Source organism: Geomonas oryzae, from assembly GCF_004117875.1.
Lineage (GTDB): Bacteria > Desulfobacterota > Desulfuromonadia > Geobacterales > Geobacteraceae > Geomonas > Geomonas oryzae.
The window spans coordinates 790935-815642 of sequence record NZ_RAHW01000001.1; the positions used below are offsets into that span (position 1 = coordinate 790935).

General features: G+C 62.4%; 26 protein-coding genes. 21 read left to right on the forward strand and 5 right to left on the reverse strand.

Annotated features, from left to right (window positions below; translation table 11 throughout):
* Positions 1-45: 45 nt before the first annotated feature.
* From D6Z24_RS03570 to D6Z24_RS03610, 9 genes are all read left to right on the forward strand, one after another.
* The gene (locus tag D6Z24_RS03570; RefSeq protein ID WP_129125153.1) at positions 46-741 is read left to right on the forward strand and encodes a lysophospholipid acyltransferase family protein; all 696 of its coding nucleotides are present in this window, start codon (positions 46-48) and stop codon (positions 739-741) included.
* Complete coding sequence (locus tag D6Z24_RS03575) at positions 742-924, forward strand: hypothetical protein (protein ID WP_129125154.1); 183 nt, start codon at positions 742-744, stop codon at positions 922-924.
* A gap of 26 nt (positions 925-950) precedes the next feature.
* Positions 951-1358, forward strand: a complete 408-nt coding sequence (locus D6Z24_RS03580; RefSeq protein ID WP_129125155.1) for a hypothetical protein — start codon at positions 951-953, stop codon at positions 1356-1358.
* A gap of 317 nt (positions 1359-1675) precedes the next feature.
* Entirely contained in the window at positions 1676-3352 is a 1677-nt protein-coding gene (locus D6Z24_RS03585; RefSeq protein WP_129125156.1) for a ribonuclease J, read from the forward strand.
* A 58-nt stretch (positions 3353-3410) separates the two neighbouring features.
* Entirely contained in the window at positions 3411-5735 is a 2325-nt protein-coding gene (locus D6Z24_RS03590; RefSeq protein ID WP_129125157.1) for a DNA translocase FtsK, read from the forward strand.
* A gap of 46 nt (positions 5736-5781) precedes the next feature.
* A complete protein-coding gene (locus tag D6Z24_RS03595) occupies positions 5782-6348 on the forward strand; it encodes a glycine cleavage system protein R (protein ID WP_129125158.1) in 567 nt (188 codons plus the stop codon).
* Between the two features lie 7 nt (positions 6349-6355).
* Positions 6356-6862, forward strand: coding sequence for a peptide deformylase (gene def, locus D6Z24_RS03600; protein WP_129125159.1), 507 nt, complete (start codon positions 6356-6358; stop codon positions 6860-6862).
* Positions 6863-6997: 135 nt separating this feature from the next.
* The gene (locus D6Z24_RS03605; RefSeq protein ID WP_129125160.1) at positions 6998-7714 is read left to right on the forward strand and encodes a cytochrome c biogenesis protein; all 717 of its coding nucleotides are present in this window, start codon (positions 6998-7000) and stop codon (positions 7712-7714) included.
* A gap of 69 nt (positions 7715-7783) precedes the next feature.
* Entirely contained in the window at positions 7784-8461 is a 678-nt protein-coding gene (locus D6Z24_RS03610; RefSeq protein WP_129125161.1) for a cytochrome c biogenesis protein ResB, read from the forward strand.
* A gap of 34 nt (positions 8462-8495) precedes the next feature.
* Here D6Z24_RS03610 and D6Z24_RS03615 read toward each other — a convergent pair whose 3' ends face one another.
* Positions 8496-9077, reverse strand: coding sequence for a peptidylprolyl isomerase (locus tag D6Z24_RS03615; protein WP_129125162.1), 582 nt, complete (start codon positions 9075-9077; stop codon positions 8496-8498).
* A gap of 160 nt (positions 9078-9237) precedes the next feature.
* On the opposite strand from D6Z24_RS03615, the gene D6Z24_RS03620 reads away from it, so the two are divergent.
* The 3 genes from D6Z24_RS03620 to D6Z24_RS03630 all read left to right on the forward strand — a co-directional run bounded on the left by D6Z24_RS03620 (position 9238) and on the right by D6Z24_RS03630 (position 11847).
* Positions 9238-10647 carry a phosphoglucomutase/phosphomannomutase family protein gene (locus D6Z24_RS03620; RefSeq protein WP_129125163.1) on the forward strand — a complete coding sequence of 470 codons (1410 nt, stop codon included), beginning with the start codon at positions 9238-9240 and terminating at the stop codon, positions 10645-10647.
* Positions 10648-10741: 94 nt separating this feature from the next.
* Entirely contained in the window at positions 10742-11233 is a 492-nt protein-coding gene (locus tag D6Z24_RS03625) for a roadblock/LC7 domain-containing protein (RefSeq protein ID WP_129125164.1), read from the forward strand.
* 26 nt (positions 11234-11259) lie between these two features.
* A complete protein-coding gene (locus tag D6Z24_RS03630; RefSeq protein ID WP_015722650.1) occupies positions 11260-11847 on the forward strand; it encodes a GTP-binding protein in 588 nt (195 codons plus the stop codon).
* A 172-nt stretch (positions 11848-12019) separates the two neighbouring features.
* On the opposite strand, the gene uvrC is transcribed toward D6Z24_RS03630, so the two are convergent.
* The 4 genes from uvrC to D6Z24_RS03650 all read right to left on the reverse strand — a co-directional run bounded on the left by uvrC (position 12020) and on the right by D6Z24_RS03650 (position 16402).
* Positions 12020-13855: an excinuclease ABC subunit UvrC gene (gene uvrC, locus D6Z24_RS03635; RefSeq protein WP_129125165.1), complete on the reverse strand. Its 1836-nt coding sequence runs from the start codon at positions 13853-13855 to the stop codon at positions 12020-12022.
* A gap of 185 nt (positions 13856-14040) precedes the next feature.
* On the reverse strand, positions 14041-14622 hold the full coding sequence (locus tag D6Z24_RS21925) for an RNA-binding protein (RefSeq protein ID WP_129125166.1): 582 nt from the start codon (positions 14620-14622) through the stop codon (positions 14041-14043).
* A 179-nt stretch (positions 14623-14801) separates the two neighbouring features.
* Entirely contained in the window at positions 14802-16004 is a 1203-nt protein-coding gene (locus tag D6Z24_RS03645; protein ID WP_129125167.1) for a c-type heme family protein, read from the reverse strand.
* 149 nt (positions 16005-16153) lie between these two features.
* Complete coding sequence (locus D6Z24_RS03650) at positions 16154-16402, reverse strand: cytochrome c3 family protein (RefSeq protein WP_129125168.1); 249 nt, start codon at positions 16400-16402, stop codon at positions 16154-16156.
* Between the two features lie 205 nt (positions 16403-16607).
* On the opposite strand from D6Z24_RS03650, the gene D6Z24_RS03655 reads away from it, so the two are divergent.
* The 9 genes from D6Z24_RS03655 (at position 16608) to D6Z24_RS03695 (ending at position 24648) form a co-directional block, all read left to right on the forward strand.
* Complete coding sequence (locus D6Z24_RS03655) at positions 16608-17381, forward strand: ParA family protein (protein WP_129125169.1); 774 nt, start codon at positions 16608-16610, stop codon at positions 17379-17381.
* Positions 17374-18213 (forward strand): ParB/RepB/Spo0J family partition protein, encoded by an 840-nt coding sequence (locus D6Z24_RS03660; protein WP_129125170.1) that lies wholly within the window; start codon positions 17374-17376, stop codon positions 18211-18213. Before D6Z24_RS03655 ends, D6Z24_RS03660 begins: the two co-directional genes overlap by 8 nt.
* Before the next feature lie 495 nt (positions 18214-18708).
* On the forward strand, positions 18709-19134 hold the full coding sequence (locus D6Z24_RS03665) for a F0F1 ATP synthase subunit B family protein (protein ID WP_129125171.1): 426 nt from the start codon (positions 18709-18711) through the stop codon (positions 19132-19134).
* 1 nt (position 19135) lies between these two features.
* Complete coding sequence (locus D6Z24_RS03670) at positions 19136-19732, forward strand: F0F1 ATP synthase subunit B family protein (protein WP_129125172.1); 597 nt, start codon at positions 19136-19138, stop codon at positions 19730-19732.
* A complete protein-coding gene (gene atpH / locus D6Z24_RS03675) occupies positions 19729-20271 on the forward strand; it encodes an ATP synthase F1 subunit delta (RefSeq protein ID WP_129125173.1) in 543 nt (180 codons plus the stop codon). The genes D6Z24_RS03670 and atpH overlap by 4 nt, the downstream gene beginning before the upstream one ends.
* Positions 20272-20280: 9 nt before the next feature.
* Positions 20281-21789: a F0F1 ATP synthase subunit alpha gene (gene atpA / locus D6Z24_RS03680; RefSeq protein ID WP_129125174.1), complete on the forward strand. Its 1509-nt coding sequence runs from the start codon at positions 20281-20283 to the stop codon at positions 21787-21789.
* A 20-nt stretch (positions 21790-21809) separates the two neighbouring features.
* Positions 21810-22673 (forward strand): ATP synthase F1 subunit gamma, encoded by an 864-nt coding sequence (gene atpG / locus D6Z24_RS03685; RefSeq protein ID WP_129125175.1) that lies wholly within the window; start codon positions 21810-21812, stop codon positions 22671-22673.
* A gap of 51 nt (positions 22674-22724) precedes the next feature.
* Positions 22725-24137 carry a F0F1 ATP synthase subunit beta gene (gene atpD / locus D6Z24_RS03690; RefSeq protein ID WP_129125176.1) on the forward strand — a complete coding sequence of 471 codons (1413 nt, stop codon included), beginning with the start codon at positions 22725-22727 and terminating at the stop codon, positions 24135-24137.
* Between the two features lie 94 nt (positions 24138-24231).
* A complete protein-coding gene (locus tag D6Z24_RS03695) occupies positions 24232-24648 on the forward strand; it encodes a F0F1 ATP synthase subunit epsilon (RefSeq protein WP_129125177.1) in 417 nt (138 codons plus the stop codon).
* Positions 24649-24708 lie beyond the last annotated feature (60 nt).

Sequence of the window (24708 nt, forward strand, 5' to 3'; positions counted from 1 at the left end):
GATATTGTTTGACTCTCATCGTAAAAAAAAGTAACGTAACCGGTCATGCTGAGAGCTCGTATCTACCTTCTTTTCTTCGTTCCGTACACGTTGTTATGCAGCCTCGCCGCCGTGATAGGCGGCCTGTTCGACGCTTCCGGCCGGGCGGGTCACGCCTGCGCCAGGGTCTGGAGCCTCGGCTCCCTCTGGGCGGCCCGGATCAGTGTCGAAGTGGAGGGGCTGGAAATGGTCCCGACCGAGGGGCCCGTCATCTACATGGGGAACCACCAGGGCAACTTCGACATCCTGGCCCTGACCCGCGCCATCCCGCGTCTGTTCTCCTGGGTCGCCAAGGAGGAGCTCTTCCGGGTGCCGGTCTTCGGCGCCGCGATGCGCCGGGCCGGGTACATCCCGCTTGACCGCAGCGACGGCAGGAAGGCGCTTAAGAGCATGAACCAGGCGGCCAAGCGCATCGCCTCCGGTGCGAGCGTGGTCATCTTCCCGGAGGGGACCCGCACCAAGGACGGCGCGCTCCTTCCCTTCAAGCGCGGCGCCTTCATGCTGGCGGCACGCGCCGGGGTTCCCATCGTCCCATTCACCATCAACGGCAGCAGGGCCATCAACCCGCGCAACCGGATCGAGCTGTGCCCCGGCACCATCAGGGTCAGCTTCGGCGCGCCGATCGAGGTCGCGGGGGTCGCCGAGGCCGAGCTCCTGGAACGGGTGCGCGCGGCGATCGCGGCAAAGCTGGAGGTTGACTAGATGGCGATCGTGTACCTGGTGCCGGCCCTTTTCGGCGTCGCGCTCATCTTCTGGGGACTCCCGGCCGCACACCGGCTGCGCTCCCCCTTGAACGTCCTCGCGGCGGCGGCCGTGCTTCTGGGCGTGGCGCTCCTCCTTCTCGGGACGCTGCTCACCGTGGCCCCGAACTTCTTCCGAGGATGACGCGACAGGGGAGTAACAGGAACGACATGGATAAGGTCAAGACCATAGCAATAAACGTAGCGGCAGTCGTCGCCATATCCCTTGCCCTGCTCTGGGGGAACACCCTCTACCGGCAGTACGTGCAGTTCGACAAGGGGGAGAAGGCGATGCTCTCCGGGGACTTCACCGCCGCGGTGGCCGGGTACGAGGCGGCCATCCACATGTACACCCCGGGGAGCTCCGTGGTGCCGCGCGCCGCGCAGAAACTGTGGGATCTCGGCCAGATGGCCGAGGGGAGGCACGACACGGCGCGGGCGCTCATCGCCTACCGTGCCCTGAGGAGCTCTTTCTACGCGGTGGCAGGCACCTACGCGCCGGGACAGGACTGGATCGCGCGCTGCGATGCCCGCATCGCGGACCTCGTGCTGCTGCAGAAGGGGCGGCCGGGGGCTTAGGGGTATTGACCACGGGGTTTGGTAGCTGAAGCGGCTACCCAGGCAAAATCCCCCCTGTCCCCCCTTCGCCAAGGCTACGGGGGGCAAGCTCCCCCTTCGCAAAGGGGGGGACGCGAGGGCACGGGCATCGCTGCATTACAACATCGCTGTGGCTCCCCGGAATTCTCCGAAGAACCTCGCAAAGAGGGTAGAAGCATCACCTCTTGTGGGGACTTCCGATCAACATCACTCCGCAAAGGCGCGGTCCGGTCGTGAGGCGGCCGGCGAGCGGCAGGCGCGGGGAGCGGGGGGACGACGTCTCCCGGCAAAGGAGCATCTTGGAAGCAACCAGTATCGAGAGTACCGGCCTGAAGTTCGTGGCGCTCGGAGGGCTCGGCGAGATCGGCCTGAACATGGCGGCCTTCGAGTACGGCGAGGACATCGTCATCGTCGACTGCGGCCTTATGTTCCCGGAGCCGTACATGCTGGGGATCGACGTGGTCATCCCGGACATCGGCTACCTAATGGAGCGGGCCGACCGCATCCGGGCCATCCTGCTCACGCACGGTCACGAGGACCACATCGGCGCGCTCCCCTACGTGCTGCGCGACATCAATCCCCCCATCTACGGCACCGCCCTCACCTTGGGCTTCGTGAAGGAGAAGCTCAAGGAGTTCGAGCTGGACCAGAAGGTCGATCTCCGTGTGGTGAAACCGAAGGACGTCATCGAGCTCGGCGACTTCATCGTGGAGTTCATCCGCGTCGCCCATTCCACCGTGGACGGCTGCGCCCTGGCCCTCACCTGCCCGGAAGGGGTGGTAGTCCACACCGGCGACTTCAAGCTCGACCAGACCCCGGTGGACGGAGAGCTCACCGATCTCACCACCTTCGCCCGTTACGGCCAAAGGGGCGTGCTCGCGCTCTTCGCCGACTCCACCAACGTGGAGCGCGAGGGGTACACGCTCTCGGAGCGGGTGGTGGGGGAGGCCTTCGACGAGATCTTCCCGAGCTGCGCGGGGCGCGTCATCGTCGCCGCCTTTTCGAGCAACATCCATCGCGTGCAGCAGGTGGTGGACGCGGCGCGAAAGAGCGGCAGGAAGGTGCTCTTGAACGGCCGCTCCATGATCGCCAACGTGCAGATCGCGCGTGAACTCGGTTACCTGAGGGTCCCCGACGACGTCCTGATGGATCTGAAGGAGCTCCCGAAGCTCCCGAAAGAGCAGGTCTGCATGATCACCACCGGGAGCCAGGGGGAGCCGAGAAGCTCGCTCATCCGGATCGCGATGGACGACCACAAGCAGATCAAGCTGGAGCGGGGCGACACGGTGATCCTCTCCTCGCGCTTCATTCCGGGGAACGAGAAGACCATCTCGGACCTGATGAACCACCTCTACCGTCGCGGCGCCGAGGTGATCCACGAGAAGGTATCCGAGGTGCACGTCTCGGGGCATGCAAGCCAGGAGGAGCTTAAGCTTTTGCACAACCTGGTGCGGCCGCGCTTCTTCGTCCCGGTGCACGGCGAGTACCGCCACCTCGTGAAGCACGCCCAACTGGCCCAGAAGGTCGGCACACCCGAGGAACGCTGCATCCTTGCGGTTAACGGCGACGTGGTTCTTTTCCAGGGGGGCGAGGCGGCCGTCGTGGAGCAGGTGAACACCGGCCGGGTCTTCGTGGACGGCAAGGGGGTCGGCGACGTAGGCAACGTGGTCCTGAAGGACAGGAAGCATCTTTCCGAGGACGGCATGGTGGTGGTCATCGTCGGCATCAACCAGGTGAGCGGCGAGATCATCTACGGCCCGGACATCGTGTCGCGCGGCTTCATCTTCGAGGACGAGAGCCAGCAGTACCTGGACGAGGCGAAGAAGGTGGTGCTGGACACCCTGGCAATGGTGAGTACCGAGGCGCTCACCGATTGGAGCGAGGTGAAGCTCGAGGTCCGCCGCGTGCTGCGCCGTTTCTTCAACAAGACCATAGAGAGGCGGCCGGTGATCCTGCCGCTTGTTTTGGAGATGTAATCCGCCCCCTCCCCAAACCTCCCCCTCCGGGGGAGGGAGTTCAAAACACAGGTAACGCATGACGACTGAAGAGAAGATCGAAAAAAAGGAAAAGGTTGCCAAGGAAGTTAAGGGGATGGCGTTCGGCGCCGCCGGCATCTTCCTCTTCGTCGCGCTCGCCTCGTACCACGGAGAGGACCTCTCCTTCAACAGCGTCTCCACCCTCGCCCAGACCCAAAACCTCGGGGGACGCTTCGGAGCCGAGCTGGCGGACTTCTTCCTGCAGCTCTTCGGGCTTGCCTCCTACATCTTCCCCTGCAACCTGATCTACCTGGCCTACCGCTCCTTCACCTCGGACCCGGTCCGGTGGCGGCGCTACAAGGCCGTAGGCTTCGTCCTGCTGGTGGTCTCGGTCGCGGGGCTTTTCGCCTTCAACCTGCAGTTCACCGAGTTCCTTGGGCAGCGCGTCCCGACCGGCGGCTTCATCGGCTTCCAGAGCTCCGCCCTTTTGAAGCGCGCTTTCGGAACGGTTGGGGCGCTCCTCATCCTCCTCCCGATGCTGGCGGCGAGTGCCATGCTGCTTTCGCGCTTCTCCTTCGTCCTCTTCGCCAACTGGTGGATGACGGCGCTGAAGGAGAGCTGGGAAAAGAGCAAGCAGCGCCGGGCGCTCGCGCGCGAGCTCGCCTCGGAGAAGGAAAAGGACGAAAAGCCGAGGCAGCACGCGGCCCCGGTCATCAAGCCCGCCGTGGTGCCGCCGCCGGTTCCCGCACCGGTGGCCAAAAAGGAAAAGAAAAAGGACGAGAAGAAGAGCGAGCCGGTGCAGGAGGCCTTCGATTTCATCAAGGCTGAAGGGGACTTCAAGACCCCGCCGCTTTCCCTGCTTGATCCTCCGCCCGAGGGGGCGAAGCGCCAGGACAAGGAAACGCTCACCATGAACGCAAGGCTCATGGAGAAGAAGCTGAAGGACTTCGGCGTGGATGGGGAGGTGGTGGAGATCTGCCCCGGCCCGGTCATCACCATGTACGAGTTCTCCCCGGGGCCCGGCATCAAGGTGAGCCGCATCGCCGGTCTGCAGGACGACCTGACCATGGCGCTGCAGGCCCACTCCATCCGCATCGTCGCTCCGATTCCGGGCAAGGGTGTCGTCGGCATCGAGTTGCCGAACCGCGATCGCGAAATGGTGTCGCTCAGGGAGATCTTCGGTTCGGAGCAGTTCCACCGCGGCAAGATGAAGCTCCCGATGGCGCTCGGCAAGGACATCGCCGGGAACCCGCTGGTCACCGACCTCGCCAAGATGCCGCACCTCCTGGTCGCAGGCGCCACCGGTTCGGGTAAATCGGTCGCCATCAACACCATGATCCTGTCGCTTCTCTACACCTCGACACCGACCGACGTGAGGATCATCATGGTCGATCCCAAGATGCTGGAGCTCTCGGTGTACGAGGGGATCCCGCACCTTTTGCTTCCGGTGGTCACCAACCCGAAGAAGGCATCGCTCGCCCTCAAGTGGGCGGTCGAGGAGATGGGGCGGCGCTACCGGCTCATGTCGGACAAGGGGGTCAGGAACATCGACTCCTACAACCGCGAGCTGGAGCGGGAGGAAAGGGAGAAGGCGGAGAACCTGGCGCGCGAGACCGTGGTGGTCGAGGAGCTCGTGGACGAGCTCGAAGAGCACGAGGACCCGGAGGATATGGAGGCGCGCGAGGCGGCGATCCAGGCCTTCCTCGCCAAGGAAGACCAGCTGGAGCACGGCCATCTCCCCTACATCGTGGTCATCGTCGACGAACTCGCCGACCTGATGATGGTTGCCGGGCGCGAGATCGAGGAGTCCATAGCGCGGCTCGCCCAGATGGCCCGTGCCGCCGGCATCCACCTGATCCTCGCGACGCAGCGCCCGTCCGTCGACGTCATCACCGGCCTCATCAAGGCGAACTTCCCGGCGAGGATATCCTTTCAGGTTTCCTCGAAGATCGACTCGCGCACCATCTTGGACGGCAACGGCGCCGAGTCGCTGCTGGGCGCGGGCGACATGCTCTTTCTCCCGCCGGGAACCTCGAAGATGCTCCGCTCGCACGGTGCCTTCGTCTCCGACGCGGAGGTGCAGCGCGTGGTCGAGTTCCTGAAGAAGCAGGGGAAACCTGTTTACGAGAAATCGATCCTGGAGATGAAGGCCTCCGACGAGAAGGGAGGCGGCGACGAGGAGGAGGAGATCGACGAGCGCTACGACGACGCCCTGGCCCTCGTTGCCGAGGCGAAGCAGGCCTCGATCTCCATGATCCAGCGTCGCCTGCGTATCGGCTACAACCGTGCCGCCCGCATCATCGAGAAGATGGAGCAGGAAGGTGTCATCGGCCCCTCCGACGGCACCAGCAAGCCAAGAGAAGTTTTCATCAACAAGATCTAGCCGGGGACCGGCTCCGCAGGTGCCCGTCCCCTTTCAAGGAGGCCCAATGAACCTTTGTCGCAAGCCCAACCTGGCTCATTTCGCCGTCACCATCATCGGCAAGGACCGCACCGGCATCGTCGCGGACACCTCCGAGGTGTTGTACAAGCTCGGCTGCAACGTCGAGGACTCCAGCTGCACCATGCTGGGGGGCGAGTTTGCCATGATCCTGATCGTCGCCCACGAGAAGCCCTTCTCCAAGAAGAAGCTCGAGGAGGAGTTTGCTCTCAAGACCGCGGGGACCGGCCTTTCCGCCTTCGTCCGCGCGCTGAAGGATGATGAGGTCTGCTACCAGGGGCCGGAAGGGGAGCTCTGCCTCATCTCGGTCTACGGCTCGGACAAGACGGGCATCGTCTACCGCGTCACCCGCGAACTTGCCGACCGCGGCGTGAGCATCACCGACCTCAACACGAAGTTGATCGGCAAGCCGACCGACCCGGTTTATGTACTCGTGCTCGAGGCCGCGCTCCCGCAGGGGCTCACGGTGGAGGATGCGTCCGCCCTCCTGGAAAAACTGAAAAAGGAGTTGAGCGTCGAGATCTCGGTCCGTCTCATAACACCGGTCTCCCTCTGATCTTTATATGGCAGTCAAAGAGATAGTTACCTACCCCGATCCCATTCTGAAGCAGGTCTGCGCCCCGGTGCAGGCCATAGACGATGAGGTCAAAACCCTCATCGAAGACCTGGTGGACACCATGCACGCCGGACCCGGTTCGGTCGGCGTCGCCGCGCCGCAGATCGGCGTGTCGATGCGGGTCTGCGTGATCGACGTCTCCAAGAACCGGCACGGCAAGGAGAACAACCACGGGCTCCTCTTGATGATCAACCCGGAGATCGTCGCGAAAAGCGGCGCCGCCGTGATGAGGGAAGGGTGCATGAGCGTCCCGGACTACACCGGCGACGTCGAGCGCGCCACCGAGCTCACCCTGCGTTTCACCGAGCCTGACGGCAAGGTGCGCGAGTTCGACGCCTCCGGTTTCGAGGCGGTCGCCATCCAGCACGAGATGGATCACCTGGACGGCTTTTTGTTCCTGGACCGCATCGCCTCGCTGAAGACCGGCCTGTTCAGGCGCAAGAATTACAAATAGAGCGCTGCCGCCACTCCTCCCCCTGGAGGGGGGAGGTCGGGAGGGGGGAAGCCTCAGAAAGACGCTGCGCGCCCCCTCCCTAGCCCTCCCCCTCCAGGGGAGGGTATGTCAACCGCATAAGCTCCTGGAACTTCCATGAAACCGCTTCTCATCACATCGGCGCTCTTGTTCGCCGCGTCGGTCCGGCGCCCGGTCTTCGTGGCGGGCCTTGCCTGCAGCCTCGCCTATCTTGCCTCGCGCGGCGTGGCGCTGGGGCGTCTGCCGCTCATCGGGCCGCAGGACACCCTCGCCTTCTTCTCCGGCTCGATCGGGCTCATGGCGCTCCCCTTCGTCTATGACCGCCGGCTCTCCGGCGTGCGCTGGTTTTGCTGGGGGTGCGGCGGGCTTGCGGCGCTCTTCGCCGCACTGGCGCTTCCCTTCCCGACCCTCAACATGCCGCTTCCCCCCGTCCTCGACACCTACTGGTTCGAGCTGCACGTGGCGCTCGCCTTCTTCGCCTATGCCCTGTTCGGCATCGCGGCGCTGCTGGGGGTGTTGTTTCTGCGCGGTGCGGGAAGGCCTGCGCTCGATCTGCAGTACCGGGCGGCGCTGGTCGGTTACAGCTTTTTCTCGCTCTCCATGGTTTGCGGCGGCATCTGGGGGTATTACGCCTGGGGCACCTACTGGCTCTGGACCGCGAAGGAGCTCTGGACCTCGATTCTCTGGATGTTCTACTCGCTCTACCTGCACCTGCGCCTGAAGGGACCGGCGTGGGAGCGCGGCTTCGCCTGGCTGGGGATCGCGGGGTTCGCCATCACGCTCTTCACCTATCTCGGCGTCAGCATGCTGATGAGGAGTTCGCACAGCTTTTAGTCGGACGGTCAGACCGGTCCTACTGGTCTGACTAGTCCGACTGGTCTGACAAGAAGAGGAAAAACGCCCTTGCTGAAAAAACTCTACGCCACCTTCTGCTCGCTGAACTTAGGCCTCTGGCTCATGACCGGCGTCATGGTCACCCTGGCCATAGGCTCCTTCTCGAGCGCAAGCTCCGAGGGGGGCGGGTTGAACGACATGCCGCTTCTCTTCTGGCTGCAGAGGGCACCGCTTGGCTACTCCTGGTGGCTCTGGCTCTGCATCGCCTGCATCGCCGTCCTCTTCGTGAACGCGCTGGTCTGCTCCATCGACGCCCTCAGGAAAAAGGGGCGCAGCGTGGCGCCGCACCTCATGCACGCGGGCTTCCTGCTCATCGTCCTCGCCCATCTGCTTTCCGCCTACGGGGGCTTCAAGCAGCAGCTGCAGCTGCCCCAGGGGGATTCCTTCGGCTTCCCGGACGGCGAGCGGGTCGTGGTTGAGCGGATCACCGGGGAGGTCGGGCCGATGGGGATGATGAGCGGCTACCGCGCCGACCTCAGGACCGCGGACGGGGTGCACGGCGTGCAGCCGAATCACCCCCTTTTCCATAAGGGATACGGCATCTACATAAAGGACGTGGCGCTCAGCCCGGTGCCGGTGGCGCTCTTCGAGGTGCACCGGGAGCCGGGGGCGCTTGCCGCGTTCGTGGGGGCTTTGCTCTTTACCGTGGGGAACTTGATGCTGCTCGCGCAGCGCAGGGGGAGATGAAACGGAAAGGGGCGCCTTGCGGCGCCCCTTTTGATTACTTGATCACCTTCATGTCCTTGATCACCATCGGCTGCACCGGGACGTCCGGCATGCCGTTCGAACCTATTCCGGTCCTCGTCGCAGCGATCTTGTCGACCACGTCCATCCCCTCGACGACCTTGCCGAAGACGGCGTAGCCGTAACCCATCGGGCCGGCCGTCGGGCGGTGGTTCAGGAAGTCGTTGTTCACCACGTTGATGAAGAACTGCGCGGTGGCCGAATCGACCACGTTGGTGCGCGCCATGGCGAGGGTGCCGCGCTCGTTCTTCAGCCCGTTGGCGGCCTCGTTCTTGATCGGTGCCTTGGTCTGCTTCTGCTCAAGGTCCTGGGTGAAGCCGCCCCCCTGGATCATGAACCCGGGGATGACGCGGTGGAAGATGGTCCCCTTGTAGAAGCCGCTCTTCGCGTAGTCGAGGAAGTTCTTGACGGAGATCGGCGCCTCTTTCTGGAACAGCTCGACCTTCACGTTCCCCTGGTTGGTCTCGATGAGCACTACCGGGTTCTTCGCTTCAGCTGCCATGGCACCGCCGGCGAGAAAGAGCCCGAGCACCAACGCATGGATGAATCTCTTCAGCATGTTTTCGTACCTCCTCTGGGATTGAAAAATGGGTGGCATCCTTATAAGCCAATAACCGGCGCCGGTCAACCCTTCCCGGCGGATTAGGACAAGTTAAAGGTTGACAGATCGGGCGGCGCCATGGAAAATGCGCAGTCATTAATATAAAGGGAGGATTCTCTTGCAGATACAATTCGGCACCGACGGTTGGCGCGGCGTGATCGCGGACACCTTCACCTTCGAAAACCTGTCGCTGGTGGCGCAGGCGACCATGGACTACATGCACCGGGAGGGGCTTGCCGGGAAGGGGCTGGTGATCGGCTACGACCGCCGTTTCCTCTCCAGGGAGTTTGCCGAGCGCGTGGCGGCCATTGCCGCCGGCAACGGCATCAAGACCTGGCTTGCCCAAGGCTACACACCGACCCCCGCCCTTTCCTGGGCCGTGCATGAGAAAAAAGCCGGTGTAGGGGTCATGATCACCGCGAGCCACAACCCCCCACGTTACAACGGCTTCAAGGTAAAAGAGTCCTTCGGCGGCTCAGCGCGCCCCTCGACCACCAAGGTCCTGGAGCAGATGGTTGCGGAAAACATCGCCGCGGAGCGCCCGGTGCAGGCGACGATGCTTGCCGAGGCGCTTGCTGCGGGACAGGTGGAGCAGTTCGATGCCGTCGCCCCCTACCTGATCCAGCTCGGGCACTACGTCGATCTGGAACTGATCCGTTCCTCCGGCATCAAGGCCGTGGTCGATCCCATGTTCGGCGCGGGATGCGGCGTGCTCCCCACCCTCGTCCCGGGCCTTGAAGAAATCCACGGCATCGAGAACCCCTCCTTCGGCGGACACCCTCCCGAGCCGATCGCCGAGCACCTGTGCGAACTGGCCGCGCTGGTGCAGGGAGGCGCCTTCCAGGTCGGCCTCGCGCTGGACGGCGACGCGGACCGGATCGGTGCCGTCGACGAGACCGGGGAATTCTTCTCCTCGCACCGCATCTTCACCGTTTTGCTGCGCCACCTCTACGAGAGGAAAGGGCTGCGCGGCGGCGTGGTGAAGACCGTGTCCACGACGCAGATGATCGACCTTTTGGCCCGGAAGTACGACCTGCAGCTTTTCGAAACCCAGATCGGTTTCAAGCACATCTGCGAGATGATGCTCGAAAACGACATCCTGATGGGGGGTGAGGAGTCCGGGGGGCTTGGCGTGAAAGGGCACATCCCGGAGCGTGACGGGATCCTGATGGCGCTTCTGCTCCTCGAGGCGATGGCGATGAGCGGGAAGGGGCTGCGTGCACTCCTCGAGGAGACGATGAACGAGATCGGGCACTTCCATTACTCGCGCATCGATCTGCCTATTGAGGCCGAGGCGAAGAAAGCGCTGCTGCAGAAGATGCAGACCGGGGAGATCACCAGCATCGCCGGTTTCGACGTAGCGGGGCGCAATTTCAGCGACGGTTTCAAGTTCATCTTCGAGGACGGCGCCTGGCTGCTCATCCGTCCTTCCGGGACCGAGCCGGTGCTGAGGCTGTACAGTGAGGCGGGTGATCCCGCCAAGGTGGCGCTGCTTCTGGACGCGGCCAAAGGTATTGCGAGCGTGTAAGGGGCGGTTATCGCTAAGGCAATTACCTTGAAATGGCTGAACGCTTCTGTTATAGATAAGTTCGCATCAACAGTACCTGCCCAAGGAGCCATTCATGTCGAATCCTCAGTTGATTATGTACGATGAGGAATTCAAACAGATAAACGTAGTGCTTGACAAGCTGCTGCGCGAAGCCAACGCCAAAGTCATCTTCCTGGTCGACAAGAACGGCCAGTTGATTACGGGCTGCGGTGAGACCGAGCGCTTTGACACTACCTCGCTCGCTTCGCTCACCGCAGGCAACATCGCGGCGACCGGTGGCCTCGCCAAGCTGATCGGGGAGAAGGAGTTCTCCATCCTCTTCCATGAGGGCGAGAAGGACAACCTGCACATCTCCATCGTGGCGGGAAGGGTGATCCTGGTGGTGCTCTTCGATACCAGGTCCTCTCTGGGACTCGTCAGGTTGAGGGTGAAGAAGGCGTCGGAGGAGTTGACGGCGATCTTCACGCGGCTTTTGGAGAAGAGCGAGGAGAAGGAGAAGACCGGCGACAGCGAGTTCCCCTTCGCCGAGATCACCGACGACGATATCGACAACCTGTTTAGCTAGGCAGTAACTATAAGAGGTAAAGCCGGATGTCTTTCATCAACTACGCTTCTCGAGAAATCAACTGCAAGATCGTCTACTACGGCCCGGGTCTCTGCGGCAAGACGACGAACCTGCAGTACGTCTACCAGAAGACCGCTGCTGACGCGAAAGGGAAGATGATCAGTCTTGCGACCGAGACTGAGCGCACCCTTTTCTTCGATTTCCTTCCCCTCGCCCTGGGCGAGATCCGCGGTTTCAAGACCCGCTTCCACCTGTACACCGTCCCCGGGCAGGTCTTCTACGATGCGTCGAGAAAGCTGATTCTGAAGGGTGTGGACGGCGTGGTTTTCGTCGCCGACTCGCAGGAAGAGAGGATGGACGCCAACATCGAGAGCGTCGAGAACCTGCGCATCAACCTGATCGAGCAGGGGTACGACCTGGACAAGATCCCCTACGTGGTCCAGTACAACAAGCGCGACCTTCCGAACGTGGTGAGCGTGGATGAGTTGCGCCGCGAGCTGAACCCGACCGGCGTCCCCGACTTCGAGGCCTGTGCCACCACCGGCGAGGGGGTCTTCGAGACGCTGAAGGCGATCGCCAAGCTGATCCTGTTCGACCTGAAGAAAGGGAAGTAAACCGGACCGCGAAGGCGGCGGTTGCGAGATAAAAAGAAGGGGGGCGCCGGTTGAACCGGCGCCCCCTTTTTGGTTTCAGCTCCCTCCCCCGGAGGGGGAGGGTTGGGGAGGGGGAAGAGGGCGCGGTTGTAGGCCTTCCCCCCTCCCAACCTCCCCCCTCCGGGGGGAGGAGCTAGTCGGACTCCTTCCGGGGTTCCAGTTTCTCTCGCAGCGCCTTTGCCGCGCTCTCGGTCATCCCCGGCGCGGCCATCAGTTCCTCCAGCGTCGCTCCCCGTACTCCTTTCAGACTCCCGAAGTGCTTCAAGAGCGCTTTCTTCCTTTTCGCGCCGATCCCCGGCACCTGGTCGAGCTCGGAGCCGGTCATGATCTTGCTGCGCACCGCCTTGTGGTAGGTGACCGCGAAGCGGTGCGCCTCGTCGCGGATGCGCGCGAGAAGGAGCAGCGGAGCGGAACTCTGCCGGAGCACGATCGGGTTCTTCCTCCCCGGTCGGAAGACGCGCTCGTCGCTCTTCGAGATCTCCTCGCTTTCCATGTCCCTGAAGGTGCGGCTCTTGGCGAGGCCCGCGGCCTCAACCCCTGAAACGCCAAGCTCTTCGAGCACCGCGTTCAAGACACCCAACTGCCCGAGACCGCCGTCGACCACGATGAGATCGGGCTGCTCCTCGGTGGTCTCCGCCTTGAAACGGCGCGACAGCACCTCACGCATCATGGCGAAGTCGTCGGACTGCAGCACCCCCTTGATCCGGTAGCGCCGGTACAGGTTCTTGTCGGCCTTGCCGTCGATGAAGACGACGCGGCTCCCCACCGCCATCTCCCCCTGGATGTTCGAGATGTCGTAGCATTCGATCCTTCTCGGGGGGCGGGAAAGGTGCAGCTTGTCGGCCAGTTCGCCTAGCAGGGTCTCGGACGAGCTCTCCTTCGCCAGACGCTCCTTGGCTGCCGTCTCCGCGTTCTTCTGCGCGAGCTTCACCATCTCCAGCTTGGGGCCGCGCTGCGGCGCCGCTATGCTCACCTTCTTTCCGGCCTTTTCGGAAAGGAGCTCCTCGAGCGGGCCCGGCTCGGGTATCGCCATCGGGATCAGCACCTGGGGGGGGATCGGTGCGTCCAGATCGTAGTACTCGTTCAGGAACGAGGCGAGCCCTTCCTCGGTTTCCATCTCCCACTCGAAGAGGAAGCTGCGTCCGCCGGTCACGGTGCCTCCGCGGATGTGCAAGAGGGCGATCTGCATCCGGTCCCCGTCGCGGTGCAGGCCGAATACGTCGCTGTCGCCCCCCTGCGCCACCATCTTCTGGCGCTCCACGGTAACCTCGATGGCGCGCACCAGGTCCCGGAAGCGGGCCGCGTCCTCGTAGCGCATCTCCTGGCTCGCCTGGTTCATCTTCGCGCGGTACAGGCGGGCGATCTCGGTGTTCTTCCCTTCCAGGAAGAGGGCGGCCCCCTCGGCAAGCGCCGCGTACTCCTCCTTGCCGATCATGCCGCAGCAGGGGGCGGAGCACTGCTTGATCTGGTAGTAGAGGCAGGGGCGCTTTCTGGCCATGCAGGTCGCCAGCGGGTAGTGGCGCAGCGGGAACATCTTGTAGAGCTGCTTCAGCACCTCTTTCGCGGCGGTGGCGGAGGAGTAGGGGCCGAAGTAGCGTGCGCCGTCGGAAGGGATCTTGCGCACCAGCGAGAGGCGGGGGAAGTCTTCCTTCATGTCCATGCGCAGCGAAAAGTAGGTCTTGTCGTCGCGCAGGTTGATGTTGTACTTCGGCCGGTGCTGCTTGATCAGCGTGTTCTCGAGGATGAGTGCTTCCTTCTCGGTGTCGGTGACCAGGTAGTCGACCGATTCGACGAGTTGCACCATGAAGCGGATGTGAACGCGGGAGTCGCGGGTGTCGCCGACGTAGGCCCGGACCCGGTTTCTCAGGTTGCGTGCCTTGCCGACGTAAATGACGGTGCCGTCCGAGGTCTTCATGAGGTAGACGCCGGGGGAGGTGGGGAAGTTCTTGATCATCTCCTGGGTAATCATGAGGCGTAGTATAGACGGTTGCTGATTAGAAGGGAAGGTGGGACGTGCGTAGGAGGGGATATGCTCCTCCCCCCGGAGGGGGGAGGCTGGGAGGGGGGAAGCTATCGGCTACAGGCATCCTCTTCCCCCTCCCCGACCCTCCCCCTCCGGGGGAGGGAGAGACTTAGAGAGCGGGGAGCAAGCGGCTAGCGCTTCCCACTCCTGCCGCCGGGCTTGGGACCGTTGCCGGGACGCGCGGCGGGCTTCGCTCCTGCGGGCCTTGCCGCTCCGGCTTTGGCTGACGCAGGCTTCGAACCGGCCGGTCTGGCCGACCCGGCTGCGGGCTTGGTCGTCGCGGGGCGTGTGGCGGGTTTCGCTGCGGCCTTCGCGGCAGGTTTCGCAGCCGGTTTAGCTGCAGGCTTTGCCGGAGCCGGTGTTGCCGCTGCCGCTTTCTTTTCAGCCGCCTTCTTTTCGGCCGCCTCGACGCGCCACCTCGGGAGCCCCTTGGCGCCGCCGCCGCCCGCCTTCATCTTCTGCGGGTTGGCGTAGGAGACTGTGATCTGCTTGTCGAGTAGCCATGCGCCGTCCAGGGAGTCGATCGCGTCCTTGGCTTCCGCCTCGGTGGACATCCTCACGTAGCCGCACCCTTTGAACTGGCCGGTCGTCGGATCGGTGATGAGGTGGATGGAGGTCACCTTGCCGGAGACGGAGAACAACTTATTGATTTCATATTCGGTGATATCGTAGGACAGGCTTCCCACGTAAAGTTCCTTGCCAGCTTTTGCCATTTAACGGTTTCTCCTTGATTTGGTCGGCACACTCTAGCACAACACGCCCCGGCGCCGCAAAGTTTCTCTCGCGCCGCCCCTTTAGCCGCTTGTCCGCTTGCTCCTTGCTTCCAGTTCTCCCCCTCCCGCAAGGGGAGGGGGACTTTACGATTGCGACATCGTCACCGGAAAACGGGAGTTCAGGCGTCGCGACGCTCCCTGAGGATCGCTGTGAAAAGCGGTTCACCATCGGTCTTCGAAGCCGACACCACCATCTCCACCGGGACGACTTTCCCCCCTGCGCTCACCACCCGTTGCCGCGTGGTCTCCTCCTTGAATTCGCCGGGTTGTTCGATGCGCGCCTTCAGCTCCTCTCCCCCCTCGAGGAAGTCGAAGACGGTTTCCCCGAGGAGCATCTGACGGTTCCGGCCGAGGAGAGCTTCCGCCTTCTCGTTGGCGATGACGATCTTGCCGTCCTTCAGGAAGGTGATCACGGCCGAGGCGGCGACCTCGATGAAGCGGCGGTAACGCTCGTCCGCCTCACGCGACTGCACCGTGCGGCGTGAAAGCTCGTCCATCAGGTCGTCGAAGGCCCCGATGAGCATGCCGATCTCGTCGTGAGACTTCTGCGGAAGTTTCTCCTCAAAGTTCCCCGTCCTGGTGACGTTGATGATCGCAGCGGAGAGAAGGCGGACCGGCTCGATGATGAGCCGGCTCATGATGAACGCCATGACGATGGTGACGATGAGGAAGACGGCGCCGCGCGCCATCATGTCGAGTTTCAGGTTCGCGCCGAGCTGGGCGTAGAGGTCCTTGACCGGTACGGTGACCGATACGGCACCGATCACCTCGCCCACCTTGTAGTTGTAGGAATAGTGGCCGGGGGGGAAGCGTTTTCTGACGAAGTCCGGGGCGCTTTGGTAGCTGCCGTGGCACTCGAGGCAGGAGGCGGTTGCGCGCATCGGCAGCAGGTAGCGGAAGACGCTGGAGTCGCCGCTTTCCACGATGCCGTAGGACTCGGCGGCGGGCTGGGTGATGAACTTGGTGAGTTGGGCGGTCTCGTAAGCGTCCGGGCGGTTTTCCGGGTTGCGGTAACGCAAGGAGACCTGGCGCACGTAGAACTTGCTGTTCTGGGTGACCCGTCTCGCCACCTGGGTTGCCACCACCTGCGGGACGAGGCCGTAGTTGCGTTCCGGTTCGTCCTTCACCACCGACGACATGTACTCCCGCGTTTCGATCAACTGAGTCGCCAGGCTGCGTGCGTTATCCACCGCGAAGCGGAGGATGAACTCTTTCTGGCGCTGGTAGGTGAAGATGCCGGTGGCGAGGAGGAGAGCTATCAGAAGCAGCGACATGAGTCCGAAGAACTTGCTGCGGATGGACAAATCTGAGGGGCGGGGCATGTATCCTCCTGAAATCCATGGCACTAAAGTCCCAAGTATAACGGAGGAGGTGCGAACTGCAAAAAAAAGCCCCATCCGCGGAGGGGCCGGACGGGGCAAAAAGAGTGTTTGTGGGGTTTTAACGTAGAACGCAGAACGTAGAACGTCCGTTATTTCTTGTGGCACTCGAAGCAGATCTCTTCGGTCTCGCGGCGCTTGATCTGGGCGGCCTTGTCCTTGGGGACCCCTTTGCCCATCAGCTTCTCGCCCATCTTGTGACAGTCGAAGCAGTTTCTCCCCTTCAGTGCCTTGTGCATCTTGACCATCGCCGGGTTTTTGCTGTGACAGACGTTGCACTCGAAGCCATAGGCGGCGCCGGCGCTGAGTGACAGCAGCAGAACGGGAATCAGTTTCTTCATGGGAGGCCCCTTCGTTTTTCAGGTTTCTATCCAGCTTCAGCGCGGGCAGCATAAACCCTTGCCTGCGTGGGCGCCTTGACCAAAGTCAAGGAAGCGGCGGCTTCGCTTCCTGAGAAAACGCTTTTCATAGCCCCGTCAGTATGGTAGTTTTCCATGCTTTGCATTGTGGGAAAGACTCGGATCATTCACAAATCGAGAAGAAATCATGGCTAAGATCATCTGTGTGGCGAATCAAAAGGGTGGGGTGGGCAAGACCACGACGGCGGTGAACCTGGCAGCATCTCTGGCCGTTGCCGAGCGGCGCGTCCTCCTGGTGGACATGGACCCGCAGGGGAACGCGGGAAGCGGCGTGGGCGCCGATAAGGATGTCCTCGAAGAGAGCATCTACGATGCCCTGATCAACGATGCACCCGCAGCGCGCATCGTGCTGAAGACGGAACTCCCCTACCTGCACCTGTTCCCGGCCACCTCCGACCTCGCCGGCGCCGAGCTGGAACTCGTGAGCGTGACCGACCGCGAGAGGAAGCTGAAGAAGATTCTCGATTCCCTCGCCGGCTCCTACGACTACATCTTCATCGACTGCCCTCCTTCGCTGAACCTCTTGACCATCAACGCGATGACCGCGGCGCACTCCGTGCTGATCCCGCTGCAGTGCGAGTTCTACGCGATGGAAGGGCTCTCGCAGATACTGAAGACCATCAACCTGATCCAGCAGGGGCTGAACAAGTCGCTCGCCATCGAGGGGATCCTCCTCACCATGTTCGACGCGAGGAACAACCTCTCGCGCCAGGTCGGCGAGGAGATCCGGACCCACTTCCCCAGGGAGACCATGCAGACCGTCATCCCGAGGAACGTGAGGCTCTCCGAGGCGCCGTCGCACGGCAAGCCGATCTGCCTGTACGACATCACCTCGAAGGGGGCGACGAGCTACATGGATCTGGCCAAGGAAATAATCGCGCGCGAGGTGTCGCATGGTTAAGAAAATGGGACTCGGCAAGGGGATGGGGGCGCTGCTCCCGGTCGTGGAGGACCACGGCAAGAAGTACTTCTCCTGCCCGATCGAAGAGATCAAACCGAACAAGGAACAGCCGAGAAAGACCTTCGTCAACGAGAAGCTTGAGGAACTGGCCGCCTCCATCAGGGAGAAGGGGATCATCCAGCCCCTCGTGGTGGTCAAGAAGGCGGGGCACTACGAGCTGATCGCCGGCGAGCGCCGCTGGCGTGCGGCCCAGAAGGCGGGGCTCAGGGAAGTCCCGGTGGTGATCCAGGACGTCTCCGAGGAGACTGCCCTGGAGATGGCGCTCATCGAGAACATCCAGCGCGAGGACCTGAACGCGGTCGAGGAGGCCGAGGCCTACCACGCCCTTTTGGAGCGTTTCTCGCTTTCCCAGGAGGAGCTTGCGAAGAGGGTCGGCAAGGAACGCTCGACCATCGCGAACGCCCTGCGTCTTCTGCGCCTTCCGGTGGAGATCAAGCGCGACGTCGCGGAGGACCGCATCTCCATGGGGCACGCGCGTGCGCTTTTGACCTTGGAGGACGCCGAGGAGCAGAAGGCGGTGCGCGACGAGATCGTGAAGGGGCATCTGTCGGTGCGCGAGACCGAGGCGCTCGTTAAGCGCAGGAAGGCGGGCCCGCCGAAGAAGGCGGCGAAGCCGTCGCTCGACCCGGACCAGAAGGATCTCGTCGAGCGCATGCAGCGCCATTTCGCCGCCAAGGTCGCGCTCAAGCGCTCCGGGCGCGGCGGGAAGCTGGAGATCAGCTTCGGCGACATGAAGGAGCTGACCCGCATCGTGGAGCTTTTGAACCTCTAAGTGGGTGTGGTCCCCATCTCCCAAATCCCCGCCCCCGGAGGGGGAGGGTCAGGGAGGGGGCGCGCAGCGGCTTTGTTCCGGCTTCCCCCCTCCCAACCTCCCCCCTCCGGGGGGAGGAGTTAGGGCGTGCCATGTGAGAAGTCGCTCCTTCCTTTTTCCTCAGTAGCACCTGCCGTACCTGTTTCAGATTCACTACCCATTGGGTAGCAGTTCCGAACGTCGTTCCAAATGTCATACACGATCCTGTCTACAAAACCCGCGCTAACTCTCGGTTCACGTCCTTGAGACCGCTTCCGGGTGGTCCGATTGGTCCAGTGGTACAGCCACAAGACATTGATGTTTGGCCTTGTCAAAGTGTATACAATTCTTCGCACAAACGGATAAATCGCTTGACACAAAAAGCATTTATGTGATAGCAATCACCTGTTTTGCGCGGACCCCAAACAGAGTCAAAGGCGTATACGCCTTTAAAAATGTTCGAATAGAGGTGGTTTGGTGATCAATTTAGACATCGCATTTGTATTCCAGCTGGTGAACTTCCTGGTGCTGGTACTGCTCCTGAACGTCTTCCTCTATAAGCCGCTCAGGAAACAGCTCGCCGACCGCGCCGCCCAGGTCGCCGGGGCGAAGCAGAAGAGCGCCGAGGTTGACAGGGAGGTCCAGGAGAAGCTGGCCGCTTACGAGGCACGCATGCGCGAGATCCGCGCCGGCGCCGCCGACGAGCGCGGGGCTCTGAAGAAGGAGGCCCAGCAGCAGGAGGCCGCCATCCTCGACAAGGCCCGTGCCGAGGCTACCGAGTCCCTGGCTTCCATCAAGGCGAAGGTCGCCAAGGAGGCGGAGGAAGCACGCCGCGTCCTGACCGCGAGCGCCGAGACCCTGTCCGCTGAAATCTGTGAAAAAGTTCTGGGGAGGAGCCTGTAGCATGAAGAAACGTACCCTGGTTTATACCCTCTCCGTCAGCGCCCTCGTCCTCGGCCTGGCCGCCATGGGCTTCGCCCAGGAGGCTGCCGAAGGCGGTCACCATGCGAACTCCGGCGCCCAGATGAAGGACTTCATGTGGCGCTGCATCGACTTCGCCGCCCTCGTCGCCATCGCCGTCTGGGCCCTCAAGAAGGCCGACGTGAAGGGGACCCTGGCCGCTCGCCGCGAAGGGATCGAGAAGACCCTCAAGGAAGCCGTCGAGGCGAAGGAAGCCGCCGAGAAGAAGTTCGCCGAGTACTCCACGCGTCTGGACGAGGCCAACAAGGAGATCGAGGTGATCTCGGCCAACATGAAGCGTGAAGGCGAACTCGAGAAGGAACGCATCATCGCCGAGGCTAAAGAGGCCGCCGCCCGCATCAAGGCTCAGGCCGAGGCCGCCGCCGAGCAGGAAGTCCTCAAGGCGAAAGACGAGCTCCGCGCCGAGGCCGCACGCCTCGCGGTCGAACTGGCCGAGCAGAAGATCAAGCAGAACATTGCAAAAGGCGACCAGGACAAGCTGGTGGGCGACTATATCTCGAAGGTGGTGACTCTACATTGAGTACTAACGCTATTGCCAAACGTTACGCCAAGGCACTCGTGCAGATTGGCTCGGAAGCAGGGAGCGTGGAAGGGTTCAACGGCGAACTGTCCCGCTTCAGCTCTGTCCTGACCGACAGCAACGAGCTTTCCGCAATCTTTGCGAACCCGGCCTACGGCATCGAAGAGAAGAAAGAGATCCTCAAGGACCTGGTGGCCAAGCTCTCCATCTCCCCGATGATCTCCAACCTGCTCATGCTCCTCCTCGAGCGCAGCCGCATCTCGGTGCTGCCGCAGATCGCGGAGAGCTACGGCGTCTTCGCCGACGAGCTTTCCGGCGTGATCCGTCCGACCCTCTCCTCCGGGCTGCCGCTCGACGCGGCGCAGGTCGAGGAGATCAAGGGGGCGCTCGCCAAGTCGACGGGGAAAAAGGTTGAACTGAAGGTTGTGGTCGATCCGGCGCTCATCGGCGGCGTGGTCACCCAGATCGGCGATAAAGTCTTCGACGGCTCGGTAAGGACACAGTTAGCTAACATTCAGGATATATTACAGAAGGGGTGAGACGGTTCTATGGAAATCAAAGCGGAAGAAATCAGCGAGATTATCAAGAAGCAGATCAAGGATTACGGCAAAGAGGTGGCGGTAGCCGAAACCGGTACCATCATCTCCATCGGTGACGGTATTGCCCGTATCCACGGTCTTGACAAGGCGATGGCAGGCGAGCTCCTCGAGTTCCCGCACGGCATCACCGGCATGTGCCTCAACCTCGAGGAAGACAACGTCGGCGCCGCGATCCTCGGTGAGTTCTCCGAGATCAAGGAAGGCGACACCGTCAAGCGTACCGGCAGGATCGTCGAGGTCCCGGTAGGCCAGGCTCTCGTCGGCCGCGTCGTCAACGCTATCGGCCAGCCGATCGACGGCCTCGGCCCGATCAACACCGACACCTTCGGTAAGGTGGAAGTGAAGGCCCCCGGTATCGTCAAGCGTAAGTCGGTTCACCAGCCGATGCAGACCGGCCTCAAGGCTATCGACTCCATGGTTCCGATCGGGCGCGGTCAGCGCGAGCTGATCATCGGCGACCGTCAGACCGGCAAGACCGCCGTCGCCATCGACACCATCATCAACCAGAAGGGCGGCGACGTCGTCTGCATCTACGTCGCGATCGGCCAGAAGCGCTCCACGGTTGCCCAGGTCGTTTCCAAGCTGAAAGAGCACGGCGCGATGGACTACACCATCGTCGTTGCCGCTACCGCTTCCGAGCCTGCTCCGCTGCAGTTCATCGCACCGTACACCGGCGTAACCATGGGCGAGTTCTTCCGCGATGCCGGCAAGCACGCCCTGATCATCTACGATGACCTCTCCAAGCAGGCCGTCGCTTACCGCCAGCTTTCCCTGCTGCTTCGCCGTCCGCCGGGGCGTGAAGCTTACCCGGGCGACGTCTTCTACCTCCACAGCCGTCTCCTCGAGCGTGCGTGCAAGGTATCCGACGATTGCGGCGCCGGTTCGCTCACCGCTCTGCCGATCATCGAGACCCAGGCAGGCGACGTTTCGGCGTACATCCCGACCAACGTCATCTCCATCACCGACGGCCAGATCTACCTGGAGAGCGACCTGTTCTACTCCGGCGTACGCCCGGCCATCAACGTCGGTCTGTCCGTGTCCCGCGTCGGCGGTTCCGCACAGATGAAGTCGATGAAGCAGGTTGCCGGTACCCTCCGTCTGGCGCTCGCTCAGTACCGTGAGATGGCGGCATTCGCCCAGTTCGGTTCCGACCTCGACAAGGCCACCCAGATGCAGCTCGCCCGTGGTGCCCGTCTGGTCGAGATCCTGAAGCAGCCGCAGTACAAGCCGCTCTCCAACGAGAAGCAGGTTCTCGTCATCTTCGCCGCCAACAACGGCTACGTCGACGATTACCCGGTCAACTCGCTTGGCAAGTACGAGCAGGAACTCTACGCGTTCTTCGACGCAAGGAAGGCGGACGTCCTCGCCACCCTGCGCGACAAGAAGGCGATCGACGACGACCTGAAAGCTCAGATCATCGCCGGCCTCGAAGAGTTCAAGAAGGAATTTACTGCCTAAACCAAGGACGGACTTAGCGAATGGCAAACCTTAAGAGCATCAAGAAACGGATCGTATCCGTAAAAAATACCCGGCAGATCACCAAGGCCATGAAGATGGTCTCGGCCGCCAAGCTGCGTCGCGCCCAGGAGAACGTGGTCGCTGCGCGTCCCTACGCGGGTAAGCTCGCTGAGGTGCTTGAGCGTCTCGCCAAGACCCAGGAGTCGGATGCCAATCCGCTCATGGTGAAGCGCGACGGCGGTCGCGCCCTCCTGGTGGTGGTGACCTCGGATCGCGGCCTGTGCGGCGGCTTCAACGCCAACCTCTCCAAGGCCGCCGACCGCTTCATGAAGGAGCGCAAGGGCGACTTCAAGGAAATGACCCTGATGACCATCGGCCGCAAGGGTTATGAGTTCCTGAGGAACCGCCACACGGTCCGCAAGCATCACGGCAACATCTTCTCCACCCTCTCTTACCAGACCGCGGCGCTTTTGGCTGGCGAGCTGATCGAGGGGTACCTGGCGGAAGAGTACGATGAAGTCTTCATCATCTACAACGCGTTCAAGAGCGTCATGAGCCAGGACATCACCCTGGAGCAGCTGCTGCCGATCGCGGCTAAGGCGGATGGAGAGGACGAAATCGGGACCGAGTACATCTACGAGCCGTCCAAAGGCGCGCTTCTTGACGAACTGCTTCCCAAGCACATCGAGGTACAGGTCTTCAAGGCCCTCCTCGAGTCGGTGGCTTCCGAGCACGGCGCCAGGATGACGGCGATGGATGCGGCCTCCAAAAACGCCACCGAGATGATCGCCAAGCTGACCCTGATTTACAACAGGGCTCGTCAGGCGGCCATCACGACCGAGCTGATGGAAATCATCTCCGGCGCTGAATCGATCAAGGGTTAACACTTATAAAAATATGTGGCCCTCTCGGCCGCAAAAGGAAGAGGTTTAAACATGAGTCAGAACTTCGGAAAAATTTCGCAGGTCATCGGCGCAGTTATCGACGTCGAATTCGAGCCGGGCAAGCTTCCCCCGATCTACCAGGCTCTCAGGGTAACCAACCCCGCGATCGACGACCAGGAGTTCAACCTGGTTCTCGAAGTCGCACAGCACCTGGGCGAGAACGCCGTCAGGACCATCGCAATGGACGGTACCGACGGTCTGGTTCGTGGCCAGCAGGTCCTCGACACCGGCAAGCAGATCTCCGTGCCGGTCGGTCGCAAGACCCTGGGCCGCATCCTCAACGTCATCGGCGAGCCGGTTGACGAGATGGGTCCGGTAGGCAACGAGAAAGAGTACGGCATCCACCGCGAGGCACCGGAATTCGTGAACCAGTCGACCAAGGTCGAGGCGTTCACCACCGGCATCAAGGTCGTCGACCTGCTCGCACCGTACGCAAGGGGCGGTAAAATCGGCCTCTTCGGCGGCGCAGGCGTCGGCAAGACCGTTCTCATCATGGAGCTCATCAACAACATCGCCAAGCAGCACGGCGGTTTCTCCGTCTTCGCCGGCGTCGGCGAGCGTACCCGTGAAGGGAACGACCTCTGGATGGAGATGAAAGAGTCCGGCGTTCTCGACAAGGCCGCCCTCGTGTACGGCCAGATGAACGAGCCCCCGGGGGCGCGTGCCCGCGTTGCTCTCTCCGCGCTCTCCATCGCAGAGTACTTCCGTGACGAGGAAGGCCAGGACGTGCTCCTCTTCGTTGACAACATCTTCCGCTTCACCCAGGCAGGTTCCGAGGTGTCCGCGCTTCTGGGCCGTATCCCGAGCGCCGTCGGTTACCAGCCGACCCTCGCTACCGAGATGGGTGAGCTGCAGGAGCGCATCACCTCGACCACCAAGGGTTCCATCACCTCGGTTCAGGCGATCTACGTACCGGCCGACGACCTTACCGACCCGGCTCCGGCAACCGCCTTCGCCCACCTCGACGCGACCACGGTTCTTTCCCGTCAGATCGCCGAGCTCGGCATCTACCCGGCGGTGGACCCGCTCGACTCGACCTCCAGGATCCTCGATCCGCAGGTCATCGGCGAGGAGCACTACGGCGTAGCCCGTCAGGTTCAGTACGTACTCCAGAAGTACAAGGACCTCCAGGACATCATCGCGATTCTCGGTATGGACGAGCTTTCCGAAGAGGACAAGCTGGTCGTTGCCCGCGCCCGTAAGATCCAGAAGTTCCTCTCCCAGCCGTTCCACGTTGCAGAGGCCTTCACCGGTTCCCCGGGCAAGTACGTCGAGCTCAAAGACACCATCAAGGGCTTCCAGGAGATCATCGCCGGCAAGCACGACGACCTCCCGGAGCAGGCCTTCTACATGGTCGGCACCATCGAGGAAGCCATCGAGAAAGCTCAGAAGCTCGCGGTGTAATTAATCTGGTACGGCTGAAGGTTGAAGGTTAAGGGGACCGGCTCCGCCAGGTGCCCGTCCCCCTCTCCCGCAACCTTTGCCTCAAGAGGTTTATATGGCTGAAAAACTGAAGGTTGAACTGGTAACCCCGTACAAGAAGGTCCTCTCCGAAGAGGTCGACGAGATCACCGCGACCGGTGCTCTTGGCGAGTTCGGCGTCCTTCCGGGCCACGCCCCGTTCCTCACCTCGCTGAAGATCGGCGAGCTGGCCTACAAAAAGGACGGCGTGCTGCATCACCTGGCGCTCAACTGGGGCTACTTCGAAGTGGAGAACGACCAGGTGACCGTGCTGGTCGAGACCGCCGAGCGTGCCGACGAGATCGACCTGGAGCGTGCGAAGGCCGCTCTCGGCCGCGCCGAGACCGAGCTCAAGTCGCTCACCCCGGAAGACAAGAACTTCCGCATCTACCAGGCCGCTCTCGAGCGCGCCCTGATCAGGGTGCAGGTGGCCGGCAAGGCGGGCGGGCGTTAAGCCTCACGCGACAAGAAACAAATGAAAAGAGCGGCTCGTCCGCTCTTTTTTTTTGTCCTG